This is a genomic window from Candidatus Nanopelagicales bacterium (assembly GCA_041393815.1).
In the GTDB taxonomy this organism is placed as follows: Bacteria; Actinomycetota; Actinomycetes; order S36-B12; family JAWKJK01; genus JAWKJK01.
The window spans coordinates 637495-651019 of record JAWKJK010000002.1; the positions used below are offsets into that span (position 1 = coordinate 637495).

The following is a 13525-nucleotide window of genomic DNA, read 5'->3' on the forward strand; positions in this document are numbered from 1 at the left end:
CGCTCAGCCCCGGGTCACGGGTTCATCGTGTAGACGCCGTCGTACGACAGCGCCTCCCCGACGAACGCGTGCTCGAGCGACGGCTCCACCACCGGGCGCGCGACCAGGGCCAGCGCCCCCTTCTGCTGCTCGGGAGTCGCGGAGGCGCGACCGTGCAGGCGCACCGCGGCGTCCGACACGTCCTGGACGAAGACCGCGAAGATCCGGTCGACGTGGTCCTCGGTGAGGTCGGACAGGTCGCTGACCCCGCCGGTGCGAGCGCCGTCGGGAGCGCCGTCGAGCGCCAGCGCGGCGGCCTCGCAGACCAGCTGGGCGTAGACGACCTGGGTGAAGATCTCGCCCAGCGACAGCATCAGGTCCAGGTCGGACTGCTGCTCCTTCGACGGGGGAGCCGAGGTCACCAGGCCGGCGAAGGCCTCGATCTGGTCGAGGAACACGGCGACGTTCGCCAGGTGCGAGAACCGTGCGAACGCGGGACGGAAGTCCTCGAACCGAATACTGCCGAGCCCGGATGCAGGGCCCTGGGCGAACAGGTATGCGTCGTCCGCGGGGTCGCGACGGACCGGCACCGGCTCGTACGAACCGGCCAGACCCATGGTGGCGCCGAAGTAGGCCGGCAGGAACTTCAGCACCAGCGCGAGGTTCACGTGCACGGTCCCCTCGAGCTTGGGCAGCGCGCGGATGTGCGCGACCGCCTGCTCGAAGTACATGTCCTTCTCGAAGCCGCGCGCCGCGATGACCTCCCAGAGCAGGTCGATCACGCGCTCGCCCTCGCTGGTCACCTTCATCTTCGTGATCGGGTTGAACAGCAGGAAGCGACGGTCCTCCGGGGACGCCGAGCGCAGGTAGTCCGCGCTGCGGGCGGCGTACATCTTCATCGCCAGCAGGCGGGCGTACGCGTCGCCGATCATGCGGCGCACGTGCGGGAAGTCGGTGACCCGAGTGCCGTAGAGGATCCGGTTGTGCGCGTGCGCGACGGCCTCGTAGAAGGCGTGCTCGCTGATGCCGATGCTGGCCCAGCCGAGGTTGACCTTGCCGACGTTGACGGTGCCGAGCGCCGCGTCCCAGGCCGGCTTCCCGATGTGCAGCAACGCATCCGGAGCGACGGGGTAGGCGTCGAGGGCGAACTGGGCGACGAACATCTGCGAGTGCACGACGTTCTTGATGAGGCGGTACTCGTCCCGTGACGGGTCAACGAGGAAGAACACGTACTCGCCGGGGTGCTCGGGGTCGTCGTCGGCGAACCGGCCGAAGACCGACAGGCGGCCGGCGGCGTTGCCGTTGCCGATGTAGTACTTCTCCCCGGTGGCGGTCCAGCCCCCGTCCTCGCTGCGGGTGAGCACCATGTCGGTGGAGTAGATGTCGGCGCCGTGGGTCCGCTCGGACAGCCCGAAGCCGAAGATCGCCCCGTCGGCGAGCAGCCGGCCCACCTCGGCGCGGGCCTCGGCGTTGTCGCTGATCCAGACCGGCCCGAGGCCGAGGACTGTCACCTGCCAGGCGTACCAGTGCGACAGCGAGTAGAAGCCGAGGATCTCGTTCAGCTCGTTGATGCGCGCGGTGTCCCACGCGGCGTCCTCCGCGCCGATGGCCGCGCCCACCGACGCTGGGGTGCCGAAGCGGGCGAACAGGCCCTCCTTCGCGAGGAAGTCCAGGAAGTCGGTGTACCAGGACGCGGCGTGGTACTCGTCCTTGACCTCGGCCAGGCCCTTGGCCTCGAAGAAGTCGACCAGCGCGCGCAGCTGGCGGCGCGACTCGGGGTCGAGGTGCGTCGGGTCGTACGTGGCCGGGTCGAACAGCAGCATTCCGGGCTCCCTCGCGTCGGTGTGCAGGGGATGTTACCGACCGGTAACAGCAGTCGTCCCGTGGACCCCGCTCCTGGCCAGGGACACGCCGCTGGCCAAGGACCTGCTACTGGCCCAGGAACCGGCCGAACGCGCGGGCCCGCAGGCTCGGCCGGCCGGTCCTGCCCTCCACGTCGTCCGCGGTGCCCATCGCCCACAGCCCGGCGTTGGCCCCCATCCACCGCAGCGGCTCGGGCTCCCAGCGCCGCGACCGGTGCCCCACCCACGGCAGCGTCGTCAGGTCGGTGTCGCGGCGCAGGATCAGGTCCGCCAGGGTGCGGCCTGCCAGGTTCGACGTCCCCACCCCGTCCCCGACGTAGCCACCGGCCTGCGCCACCCCGGTGACCGGGTCGAAGCTGCAGGAGGAGTACCAGTCCCGGGGCACGCCCAGCGGTCCTCCCCAGGTATGCGTGACGGCGTGCGGCCGCAGCACCGGGAACAGGTCGCACAGGACCTGCCACAGGCCGGCGTAGACCGCGGCGTCGCGGTCGTGCTCGGGTCGGATCGACGAGGCGAAGTGGTACGGGGCGCCGCGGCCGCCGAACGCCAGTCGGTCGTCGGCGGTCCGCTGGCCGTAGATGATCAGACGGCGGCCGTCGCTGAACGTCGGCCGGTCGGAGAGGTGGATCCGGTCCCACACCTCCGCCGGCAGCGGCTCGGTCGCCAGCATCAGCGAGTACACCGGGAGCAGGTCGCGCTGGTAGCCGGGCAGCGTGGCGGTGTAGCCCTCGGTGGCGCGCACCACCACCGGGGCGCGGACGTCGCCGTGCTCGGTCCGCACGATGCCGGGCTCCAGGGACGTCACCCGGGTGGACTCGTGGATCACGCCCCCGCGCCGCTCGACCGCGTCGGCGATCCCGCGGACCAGCCGGGCCGGGTGGATCGCTGCACAGTGCGGCGTGAAGACCGCGCCCAGGACGTCGGTGGCGCCGACCCGCTCCTGGGCCTCCTCCGGGCCCAGCAGCGCGTAGTCCTGCGGGCCGAACCCCCACGAGCGCCACTCCTCGACCTCGGCGCGGGCCTGCTCGCGCTGCAGGCCGGTCCGGGCCAGCACCACGGTGCCCGCCTTGGCCCACTGCACGTCGAGGCCCTCCGCGTGCGCGACCCGGCCGACCTCGTCGACCGTGTCGTGCATGGCGCGCTGCATGCGGACGGCCGCGTCGCGCGAGGAGCCACGGGCGATCTTGGCCAGGCTGGCCGGGAACAGCGCCGAGCACCACCCGCCGTTGCGGCCGCTGGCCCCGAAGCCCGCGGTCTCCGCCTCCAGGACCACGACGCGCAGGGTCGGGTCGAGTCCGAGCAGGTAGTACGCGGTCCACAGCCCGGTGTAGCCGGCGCCCACGATGGCCACGTCCGCGTCCCGGTCGCCCGGCAGCGCGGCGCGGGTCCGGACCGGGCCGGGCAGGGTGTCCCACCACAGCGACAGCCGTCGCAGCCGGGTCTCCTCGGTCACGTCGCCTCCGCTCGTCGCAGCGGGTGGTCCAGCACGTAGTCCGGCACCGGCCGGACCGGGTCCAGGTCGGGGGCGTCGACCGGATCGCCCGCGACGGTGCGCAAGGGCAGCACGCCCGCCCACACCGGCCGGCCGAGGTCCTCCGCCGCGTCGTCGGGCGGACCGGCCGCGGCCTTCACCGACGTCTCGGTGAGCGGGAGGCGCACGACCAGGGTGGCCGCGAGCTCCTTGCGGCTGGGCCCGCGGGCCTCGTCGACCCGGCCGGGCAGGAGACGGGCCGACAGCGTCAGCAGGGCCGCGACCTTCTCCTCCTCGGGCACGGGGACGGCTCGCCCCAGCACCATCGCGCTGCGGTACTGCATCGAGGACTCGAACAGGCTGCGGGCGTAGACCAGCCCGTCCAGCAGGGTCACGGTCACGCACACGGGGTCACCGTCCGCCAGCCGGCGGAACAGCCGGCTGCCGGTGGACCCGTGCAGCAGCAGCGTGTCGCCGTCGCGCGCGTAGGCGCACGGCAGCGCGTACGGCTGACCGTCGTCGGCGAGCGCGACGTGGGCGACGAGACCGGCGTCGAGCACGTCGTAGAGCGCCTGCCGGTCGTGGACGGCCTTCTCCGGAAGCCGTCGTACCCGCGTCCGGGCCGTGGAGCCGGGTACGACGGCGTCGACGGACGCCGTCGACGCGTCGGGGGTGGGGGCGGTCACGCGCGGGGAGCCCGGCGTCCGGCTAGAGGATCTTGAGGGCGCCCTCGAGGACGCTCCGCAGGATCTGCTCGATCTCGTCGAACTCCCGCTGGCCGATGATCAGCGGCGGGGCCAGCTGGATGACCGGGTCGCCGCGGTCGTCGGCCCGGCAGTACAGACCGTGGTCGAACAGCGCCTTGGACAGGTAGCCCCGCAGCAGGCGCTCGGACTCGTCGTCGTCGAACGTCTCCTTGGTCGCCTTGTCCTTCACCAGCTCGATGCCGTAGAAGAACCCGGCCCCGCGTACGTCCCCGACGATCGGGAGGTCCAGCAGGCGCTCCAGCGTCGAGCGGAACGCGCCCTCGTTGTCCCGGACGTGCTGGTTGATGCCCTCGCGCTCGAAGATGTCCATGTTGGCCAGCGCCGCCGCAGCCGAGACCGGGTGCCCGGCCCAGGTGTATCCGTGCAGGAACGCGGTCGTCCCCGTGCGGAACGGCTCGAACAGCTTGTCGCCCACCACCATCGCGCCCATCGGCGCGTAGCCGGAGGTGAGGCCCTTGGCGAAGGTGATGATGTCGGGCTCGACGCCGAAGCGGCGGGTGGCGAAGTAGTCGCCGATCCGGCCGAACGCGGTGATGGTCTCGTCCGCGACGAACAGCACGTCGTAGCGGTCGCAGATCTCGCGCACCCGCTCCAGGTAGCCGGGCGGCGGCGGGAAGCAGCCGCCGGAGTTCTGCACCGGCTCGAGGAACACCGCGGCCACCGTGTCGGGGCCCTCGAACTCGATCGCCTCCGCGATCCGGTCCGCGGCCCACCGGCCGAACGCCTCGATGTCGTCGCCGTGCTCGGTGGCGCGGTAGAAGTTGGTGTTGGGCACCTTGATCGCCGACGGGACCAGCGGCTCGAACGGCGCCTTGGCCCCGGGGATCCCGGTGATGGACAGCGCTCCCTGCGGGGTGCCGTGGTAGGCGACCGAGCGGCTGATGACCTTGTGCTTGGTGGGCTGGCCGGTGAGCTTGAAGTACTGCTTGGCCAGCTTCCACGCGCTCTCGACGGCCTCGCCGCCACCGGTGGTGAAGAACACCCGGTTGAGTCCGCCCGGCGCGACGTCGGCGAGCCTCTCGGCCAGCTCGATGGCCTTGGGATGGGCGTACGACCACAGCGGGAAGAACGCCAGCTCGCTGGCCTGCTTGGCCATCGCCTCGGCGATCTCGGTGCGGCCGTGACCCACCTGGTTGACGAACAACCCCGCCAGGCCATCGAGGTAGCGGTTGCCCTGGTCGTCCCAGATGTACGCGCCCTCACCGCGGACGATGACGGGGACGTGGTGGCCCTCGTCGTAGACCGAGTGGCGGGTGAAGTGCATCCACAGGTGGTCGCGGGCGCGGTCGGCCAGGTTGTCGTCGCCGGGCTCGGTGACGTACTGCGGAGTGACGGTCATCGGGTTCCCCAGGTGTAGATCTGCTTGCGGAGCTTGAGGTAGACGAAGGTCTCAGTGACGCGGACCCCCGGGATGGAGCGGATCCGGCGGTTGACGATCTCGAGCAGGTGCTCGTCGTCCTCGGCGACGACCTCGGCGAGGATGTCGTAGCCGCCGGCAGTGATCACCAGGTAGTCGATCTCGGGCATCGACTCCAGCTTCTCGGCGACGATCTCGATGTCGCCCTCCACCCGTACGCCGATCATCGCGGCGCGCGGGAAGCCCACCTGGAGCGGGTCGGTGACCGCGACGATCTGCATCACGCCGGAGTCGAGGAGGCGCTGCACCCGCTGGCGCACCGCGGCCTCGGACAGGCCGACCGCCTTGCCGATGGCGGCGTAGGGGCGCCGGCCGTCCTCCTGCAGCTGCTCGATGATCGCCTTGGAGACGTCGTCCAGCGGCACGGAGCCGATGCGTTCGCGGGATGCCACCCGGGCATCGTGGGGGATCGATCGGCGGAAAGCAAGCGAATCCGTAGGTTGAAGGGGGATATTGCGCGGATTCGGTGGCAATCTACCGTCAGACCTGTCGAGAACGGCACCTGAATGGATAGGGTGACGGCCGCGCCGACCGGCGCCCTCGACCCCACACCACCGACCGGGAGTCCCGCGTGAGCGACAAGCGCGCCGTACGCAACTTCGTGGGCGGCCAGAGCGTCGACGCCGTCGACGGCCGCACCACCGACCTGTTCAACCCCACGACCGGCGAGGTCTTCGCGTCCGCCGCGCTGTCCAGCGCCGAGGACATCGACCGCGCGTACCAGACCGCCCTGCGCGCCTTCGAGGGCGACGGGGAGACCAAGGGCTGGCGCGACTCCACCCCGTCGGAGCGCCAGAAGGCGCTGCTCACCATCGCCGACACGCTCGAGGCCCACGCCGACGAGCTGGTCGCGCTGGAGAGCGAGAACACCGGCAAGCCGATCCCGGTCACCATGTCCGAAGAGATCCCCCCGATGATCGACCAGATCCGCTTCTTCGCGGGGGCGGCGCGGGTGCTCGAGGGCCGGGCTGCCGGGGAGTACATGGAGGGCTTCACCTCCATGATCCGGCGCGAGCCGATCGGCGTCGTCGGCCAGGTGACGCCGTGGAACTACCCGATGATGATGGCGGTCTGGAAGTTCGCCCCCGCCATTGCCGCGGGCAACACGGTGGTGCTCAAGCCCAGCGACACCACGCCGGTGTCGACGGTACGGATGGCCGAGCTGATCGCCGAGTCCGGCGCGCTGCCCGACGGCGTCATGAACGTGGTGTGCGGCGACCGCGACACCGGTGCCGCGATGACGGCGCACAAGATCCCGCAGATGCTGGCCATCACCGGCTCCGTGCGGGCGGGCATGAGCGTCGCCGAGGCCGGCGCCCGCGACGTGAAGCGGGTGCACCTGGAGCTGGGCGGCAAGGCGCCGGTCGTCATCTTCGACGACGCCGACCTCGAGGCCGCCGCCGAGTGGCTCGCCGTGGCCGGCTACTTCAACGCCGGCCAGGACTGCACCGCGGCCACCCGCATGCTGGTCGCCCCGGGCGTGTACGAGGACTTCGTCACCGTGATGTCCGAGGCCGCCAAGGGCACCGCGACCACGTTCGAGGAGGGTCCGGCCGGCGAGGGCCTGGTTCCCCCGGTCAACAACGTGCACCAGATGGAGCGGGTCCTGGGCTTCCTCGACCGCGCCCCCGCGCACTCCGAGATCGTCGTCGGCGGCAAGCGCCTGGGCGACCGGGGCTTCTACGTCGAGCCGACCGTCGTCGCGCACCTGATGCAGGACGACGAGATGATCCAGAACGAGATCTTCGGGCCGGTCATCACCATCCAGAAGTTCTCCGACGAGGACGAGGCCGTGCGCTGGGCCAACGGCGTCAACTACGGCCTGGCATCGTCGGTGTGGACGAAGGACTTCGGCCGGGCGATGCGGATGGCCAAGCGGCTGGACTTCGGATGCGTGTGGATCAACACCCACATCCCGCTGGTCGCCGAGATGCCGCACGGTGGCTTCAAGCACTCCGGCTACGGCAAGGACCTGTCGATGTACGGGTTCGAGGACTACACCCGGATCAAGCACGTCATGGCCAGCCTCGACAGCTGACCCCCGGTCGGGCCGGGGCCCCCGTCCCCGGGTTCCCCGGCCCTTCCCGCGAGTGGAGGGTTGTGGTCGAAGTCGATCGATCGACTTCGACCACAATCCTCCACTCGCGCGTTGGAGGGACGCGTGGGGGGTCTGCGACGTGCGATCGTCCCCTGCGACCGGCCCCAGGGGCTAGGACTTGGCGAGCAGGTGCTCGCGGACGGCGGGCATCACCCGGTCGCCGTACGCCTGCAGGGTCGCGTCGTTGTCGTCGTGCTGCAGGTACAGCGCGAACTGGTCCGCCCCGAGTGCCTGCAGCTCCTTGAGCCGCTCGACCTGGGTCTCGACCGGGCCGATCAGGCAGAAGCGTTCCACGATGGAGTCCGGCACGAAGTCGGTGTGGGTGTTGCCGGCCCGGCCGTGCTCGTTGTAGTCGTAGCCCTGCCGCCCCTGGATGTAGTCGGTGAGCGCCTGCGGCACCGCGGCGCCGTCCGCGCCGTAGCGCGCGACGATGTCGGCGACGTGGTTGCCCACCATCCCACCGAACCACCGGCACTGGTCGACCGCGTGCGCGTGCGACTCGGCCGAGCCGTCGGTGACGTAGGCGGGTGCGGCCACGCAGATCCGCACCGAGTCCGGGTCCCGGCCGGCCTCCGCGGCGGCACGCCGCACGGCGGCGATGCTCCACTCGGCGATGGCGGGGTCGGCCAGCTGCAGGATGAAGCCGTCGCCCACCTCGCCGGCCAGCGCGAGCGCCTTGGGGCCGTAGGCGGCGACGTAGATGGGCAGCCGGCTGTCGGGGTTCCAGGTGAACCGCAGGTGCGAGCCCTTGTACTCCGCGGCCTCCCCGTTGGCCAGCGCGTGGATCACGCCGACCGCCTCGCGCAGCTCGGCCAGCGTGACCGGCTTGCCGTTGGTCACCCGCACCGCGGAGTCACCGCGCCCGATCCCGCACACCGTGCGGTTGCCGTACATCTCGTTCAGCGTCGCGAACACCGACGCGGTCACCGTCCAGTCCCGCGTCGCGGGGTTGGTGACCATCGGGCCCACCGTCACCTTGCGGGTGGCGGCGAGGATCGCGCTGTAGATGACGTACGGCTCCTCCCACAGCAGGTGCGAGTCGAACGTCCACACGTGCGAGAAGCCGAGCAGCTCGGCCTGGCGGGCGTACTCCACGACGCGCGCGGCCGGCGGGTTGCACTGCAGAACGACGCCGAAGTCCATCGCCGGCCTCCTGGGTTCGGATGGGTTCAGATGGGTTCAGATGAGGTACTGCGACAGCCCGCGCCGCAGGAAGCGGCCGTGGCCCTTGCTGCCGAGGTACTCCCCGCCATCCACGACGACGCGCCCGCGGCTGATCACGGTGTCGACGTGGCCGTCGACCTCGAACCCCTCGTAGGCCGAGTGGTCCATGTTCATGTGGTGGGTCTTGCCGTAACCGATGCTGGTGTGGCCGTTGGGGTCGTAGACCACGACGTCGGCGTCGGCCCCCGGCTGCAGCGCGCCCTTGCGCGGGTAGAGCCCGAACATCCGAGCCGGTGTGGTGCAGCAGATCTCGACCCAGCGCTCCAGGCTGATCTCGCCGGTGACCACGCCCTGGTAGATCAGGTCCATCCGGTGCTCGACCGTGCCGATCCCGTTGGGGATCTTGGTGAAGTCACCCAGACCGAGCTCCTTCTGCTCCTTGAAGCAGAACGGGCAGTGGTCGGTGCTGACGATGGACAGGTCATTGGTGCGCAGGTACGTCCACAGCGCGTCCTGGTGGCCCTCGGCGCGCGCGCGCACCGGGGTGGAGCACACCCACTTGGCCCCTTCGAAGCCCGGCTGCGAGAGGTGCTCCTCCAGTGAGAGGTACAGGTACTGCGGGCAGGTCTCCCCGAACACGTTCCAGCCCTTGTCGCGCCCGACCTGGACCGCCTCCACGGCCTGACGGGCGGACATGTGCACGACGTAGAGGGGCGCTTTGGCGATCTGCGCCAGCATGATCGCCCGGTGGGTGGCCTCCTCCTCGGTCTGCCACGGCCGGGTGATGGAGTGGTAGCGCGGGTCCGTCTCGCCGCGCGCGATGGCCTGCTCCCGCAGCACGTCGATCGCGATGCCGTTCTCCGCGTGCATCATGACCAGCGCACCGTTGTGGTGCGCCTGCTGCATGGCCCGCAGGATCTGCCCGTCGTCGCTGTAGAGCACCCCGGGGTAGGCCATGAACAGCTTGAAGCTGGTGATGCCCTCGTCCACCAGCTCGTCCATCGCCTTGAGCGAGTCGTCGTCGACCCCGCCCATGATCTGGTGGAAGCCGTAGTCGATGTGGCAGTTGCCTTCGGCCTTCGCGTGCCACAGCGCGAGCCCGTCCTGCACGCGCTCGCCGGTGTTCTGCACCGCGAAGTCGACGATGGTCGTGGTGCCGCCCCACGCCGCCGCCCGCGTGCCGGTGTCGAAGGTGTCGGAGGCGTACGTGCCGCCGAAGGGCAGCTCCATGTGGGTGTGGCAGTCGACCCCGCCGGGGATGACGTACTTGCCGGTGGCGTCGATGACGGTGTCGGCGCTCGACGCCAGGTCGGCGCCGAGGGACGCATCTCCCGGCGTGAGCAGCGCGACGACGGTCTCGCCGTCGATGAGGACGTCCATCGGTGCCGACCCGGTCGGGCCGACCACGGTTCCGTTGCGGATGAGCATCGTCATGTCGGGTTCCTCCCGGCGGTGCGGGTGGGTCGTGGGGCCTGGAACGGGGTGAGTCAGGGCCGGGTCAGGTCGCCGTACGCGTCGGGCCGACGGTCGCGGTAGAAGGCCCAGCGGTTGCGGACCTCGGTGAGCAGGTCCATGTCGAGGTCGCGCACCAGCAGCTCCGGCTGGTACGCGTCACCCTCGCTCCCGACGAACTTGCCCTCCGGGTCGACGAAGTAGCTGGTGCCGTAGAAGTCGTCGTCGCCGAGGTCCTCGATGCCGACCCGGTTGATGGCGCCGACGAAGTACTCGTTCGCCACGGCGGCCGCGGGCTGCTCCAGCTTCCACAGGTACGCCGACAGCCCGCGCGAGGTCGCCGACGGGTTGAACACGATCTCGGCGCCGTTGAGCCCGAGTGCGCGCCAGCCCTCGGGGAAGTGCCGGTCGTAGCAGATGTAGACGCCGACCCGGCCGACCGCCGTGTCGAACACCGGGAAGCCGAGGTTGCCGGGACGGAAGTAGAACTTCTCCCAGAAGCCCTTCACGTGCGGGATGTGGTGCTTGCGGTACTTCCCCAGGTACGAGCCGTCGGCGTCGACGACGGCCGCGGTGTTGTAGAGGACCCCGGGCTGCTCCTGCTCGTACATCGGTAGCACCAGCACGATGCCGAGCTCTCGCGCCAGCGCCTGGAACCGCTCGGTCGTCGGCCCGGGGACGCTCTCCGCGTAGGAGTAGAACTCCGCGTCCTGCACCTGGCAGAAGTACGGGCCGTAGAACAGTTCTTGGAAGCAGACGACCTTCGCGCCCTGCGCGGCCGCCTGCCGCGCGTAGCCCTCGTGGGCGACGATCATCGACTCCTTGTCGCCCGTCCACGACGTCTGGACCAGTGCCGCGCGCACGACCGTCATGGCCGCCTCCTGCCCTCCGGGACCCCGTCTTCGCACAGTAGGCCCGCGGGCGGTGCGAACGGAGGGGTTCCGCCGGACTCGCGCGAGGCCCCCCGGCTGCGGACGCACGAGGTCCGCCGTACGGTCGGTCCCGTGGAGGGGACGCGCACCGTGCACCGGTCGTGCAACCTGTGCGAGGCCAGCTGCGGCCTGACGATCGAGGTCCGCGGCGACGAGGTGCTGTCGGTCCGCGGTGACGAGGACGACCCGTTCTCCCGCGGCTACGTCTGCCCCAAGGGGATCGCCCTGCAGGACCTGCAGCGCGACCCCGACCGGCTGCGCCGTCCGGTGCGACGCACCGCGGACGGGTCCTGGCAGGAGATCGGCTGGGACGAGGCCCTCGACCTGGCCGCCGAGGGCCTGCTCGCCGCCCGCGACCGTGGCGGCCCGGACGCCGTCGGCCTCTACCTGGGCAACCCGATCACGCACGGCTGGGCGCCGGTCACGCTCATCCCGCTCCTGCTGAAGGCGCTCGGCACCCGCAACCGCTACTCCGCGGCCAGCGTCGACCAGCAGCCGCAGCACCTGCTGTCGTACCTACTCTTCGGCTCCCCGCTCCTGCTGCCCGTTCCCGACCTGGACCGGACGGACCACCTGCTCGTGGTCGGTGGGAACCCCGCGGTGTCCAACGGCAGCATCATGACCGCGCCGGACGTCCGACGCCGACTGGCCGCCCTGCGTCGGCGCGGCGGTCGCGTGGTCGTCGTCGACCCGCGTCGCACCGAGACCGCGCGACTGGGTGACGAGCACGTCTTCGTGCGACCGGGCACCGACGTGTTCCTCCTCGCGGCGATGGTGCACGTCCTCGACGCGGAGGGGCTGGTCCGTCCGGGCCGCGCGGCGGCGTACGTCGACGGGATCGACGCCGTGCTGGAGCTGGTCCGCCCGGTGACCCCGGAGCGTGCCGCGGCGGTGACCGGCGTCCCGGCGGACACGATCCGGCGGCTGGCCCGCGACCTGGCCGCGGCTCGGAGGGGCGCGGTCTACGCGCGCGTGGGTCTGTGCCAGAGCGAGTTCGGGACGACGGCCTACTGGCTGGTGCACGTGCTCAACGTCCTGACCGGCCGGCTGGACGAGGTGGGCGGCTGGATGCTGGCCACGCCCGCGTTCGACCTGCCCTTCCTGGGGGAGCGCACCACGGACCTCGTCGGGTACGACCGCTGGCGGTCGCGGGTGCGGGGCATCCCCGAGTTCGCGGCCGAGTTCCCGGTGGCCACGCTCGCGGACGAGATCCTCGAGCCCGGGGACGGGCGCATCCGCGCGATGCTGCTGGTCGCGGGCAACCCGGTGCTGTCGGCGCCGGACGGCCGGCGGATGGACGCCGCCCTCGCCGCCCTCGACTTCCTCGTCGCGGTCGATTACTACGTCACCGAGTCGAGCCGGCACGCCGACCTGATCCTCCCGCCGCAGACCCCGCTCGAGCGCGACGAGTTCGACGTCGTCTTCCCCGCCGTCAGCGTGCGCAACTGGGTTCGGTGGAACCCGCGCGCGGTCGACCCGGATCCGGAGACCCGCAGCGACGCGGACATCCTGCGGGAGCTGCTGTACCGGGTGGAGCGGGGGACCCCGCGGCTGCGGGCGGCGGCGGCCGCCCGGCGCGCGGTGTTCGCACGCGCGTTCCCCCGTCGCTTCGTCGACCTCGCGCTGCGTGTCGGGCCGTACGGGTCGTTACCGGTGGGGCCCGGAAGGCGACGGGGCCGCGCGCGGCGCGGGGGCCTGACGCTGGCCGAGGTAGAGCGCCACCCGCACGGCCTCGACCTGGGACCGCTGGAGCCGTGCCTGCCGGAGCGGCTGATGACGGCCGACCGGCGGGTCCGGCTGGACCACCCGGTCGTGGTCGGGGACTGGCCGCGCGTCCTGGACTCGCTTGGGTCCGCCGAGGCCGACGCAGGGACTCGCGACCCCGACACCCTGCTGCTGATCGGCAGGCGGCACCTGCGCAGCAACAACTCCTGGATGCACAACCTGGACCGGCTGGTGAAGGGCCGGGACCGCTGCACGGCACAGGTGTCCGAGGTGGACGCGCATCGCCTCGGCATCGCCACCGGCGACGTCGTCCGCGTCTCGTCGGGGACCGGCGCCATCGAGGTCCCCGCCGAGGTGACCGCCGACCTGATGCCGGGCGTGGTGTCGGTGCCGCACGGCTGGGGGCACGACCGTCCGGGGACGGGGTGGAGCCGGGCGGCCGCCACGCCGGGGGTGAGCGTCAACGACGTCACCGACGCGACGCGCTTCGACCCGCTCAGCGGCAACGCGGCCGTCAGCGGCGTGCCGGTCCGGGTCGAACGGGCGGCGCCGGCGGCTACGTGAGACCGGGGCGGCGAGCGGAGGTCGCCGCTGTCCGGGTCAGTCTGCGCGGCGGCACCGCCGACCCGGGCACGCGAGGTGTCCCCGCGGCTGGGGC

The 13525-nt window shown here is 71.5% G+C and carries 10 protein-coding genes; 2 read left to right on the plus strand and 8 right to left on the minus strand.

Features of this window, described 5'->3' with window-relative positions; genetic code table 11:
• Positions 1-14 precede the first annotated feature (14 nt).
• The 5 genes from R2737_08455 to R2737_08475 all read right to left on the minus strand — a co-directional run bounded on the left by R2737_08455 (position 15) and on the right by R2737_08475 (position 5888).
• A complete protein-coding gene (locus tag R2737_08455) occupies positions 15-1802 on the minus strand; it encodes an acyl-CoA dehydrogenase (GenBank protein ID MEZ5116285.1) in 1788 nt (595 codons plus the stop codon).
• A gap of 106 nt (positions 1803-1908) precedes the next feature.
• Positions 1909-3294 carry an FAD-dependent oxidoreductase gene (locus R2737_08460; GenBank protein ID MEZ5116286.1) on the minus strand — a complete coding sequence of 462 codons (1386 nt, stop codon included), beginning with the start codon at positions 3292-3294 and terminating at the stop codon, positions 1909-1911.
• Entirely contained in the window at positions 3291-3998 is a 708-nt protein-coding gene (locus R2737_08465; protein MEZ5116287.1) for a pyridoxamine 5'-phosphate oxidase family protein, read from the minus strand. Before R2737_08465 ends, R2737_08460 begins: the two co-directional genes overlap by 4 nt.
• A gap of 22 nt (positions 3999-4020) precedes the next feature.
• A complete protein-coding gene (locus R2737_08470; GenBank protein MEZ5116288.1) occupies positions 4021-5418 on the minus strand; it encodes an aspartate aminotransferase family protein in 1398 nt (465 codons plus the stop codon).
• Positions 5415-5888 (minus strand): Lrp/AsnC family transcriptional regulator, encoded by a 474-nt coding sequence (locus R2737_08475; protein ID MEZ5116289.1) that lies wholly within the window; start codon positions 5886-5888, stop codon positions 5415-5417. The genes R2737_08470 and R2737_08475 overlap by 4 nt, the downstream gene beginning before the upstream one ends.
• Positions 5889-6067: 179 nt before the next feature.
• On the opposite strand from R2737_08475, the gene R2737_08480 reads away from it, so the two are divergent.
• The gene (locus R2737_08480) at positions 6068-7534 is read left to right on the plus strand and encodes a gamma-aminobutyraldehyde dehydrogenase (protein ID MEZ5116290.1); all 1467 of its coding nucleotides are present in this window, start codon (positions 6068-6070) and stop codon (positions 7532-7534) included.
• 171 nt (positions 7535-7705) lie between these two features.
• On the opposite strand, the gene R2737_08485 is transcribed toward R2737_08480, so the two are convergent.
• Genes R2737_08485 through R2737_08495 form a run of 3 tightly spaced genes read right to left on the minus strand, consistent with a single transcriptional unit; the run spans position 7706 to position 11082 of the window.
• A complete protein-coding gene (locus R2737_08485; protein MEZ5116291.1) occupies positions 7706-8737 on the minus strand; it encodes a TIGR03842 family LLM class F420-dependent oxidoreductase in 1032 nt (343 codons plus the stop codon).
• Positions 8738-8773: 36 nt separating this feature from the next.
• Complete coding sequence (gene hydA, locus R2737_08490) at positions 8774-10192, minus strand: dihydropyrimidinase (protein MEZ5116292.1); 1419 nt, start codon at positions 10190-10192, stop codon at positions 8774-8776.
• A 53-nt stretch (positions 10193-10245) separates the two neighbouring features.
• Complete coding sequence (locus R2737_08495) at positions 10246-11082, minus strand: nitrilase-related carbon-nitrogen hydrolase (protein ID MEZ5116293.1); 837 nt, start codon at positions 11080-11082, stop codon at positions 10246-10248.
• A gap of 132 nt (positions 11083-11214) precedes the next feature.
• On the opposite strand from R2737_08495, the gene R2737_08500 reads away from it, so the two are divergent.
• Positions 11215-13431, plus strand: coding sequence for a molybdopterin oxidoreductase family protein (locus R2737_08500; protein MEZ5116294.1), 2217 nt, complete (start codon positions 11215-11217; stop codon positions 13429-13431).
• Positions 13432-13525 lie beyond the last annotated feature (94 nt).

Bases quoted from the DNA above. Each gene is read 5' to 3' on its own strand.
- R2737_08455 (MEZ5116285.1), bottom strand. From the start codon at position 1,802: ATGCTGCTGTTCGACCCGGCCACGTACGACCCGACGCACCTCGACCCC.
- hydA (MEZ5116292.1), bottom strand. From the start codon at position 10,192: ATGACGATGCTCATCCGCAACGGAACCGTGGTCGGCCCGACCGGGTCG.
- R2737_08470 (MEZ5116288.1), bottom strand. From the start codon at position 5,418: ATGACCGTCACTCCGCAGTACGTCACCGAGCCCGGCGACGACAACCTG.
- R2737_08485 (MEZ5116291.1), bottom strand. From the start codon at position 8,737: ATGGACTTCGGCGTCGTTCTGCAGTGCAACCCGCCGGCCGCGCGCGTC.
- R2737_08495 (MEZ5116293.1), bottom strand. From the start codon at position 11,082: ATGACGGTCGTGCGCGCGGCACTGGTCCAGACGTCGTGGACGGGCGAC.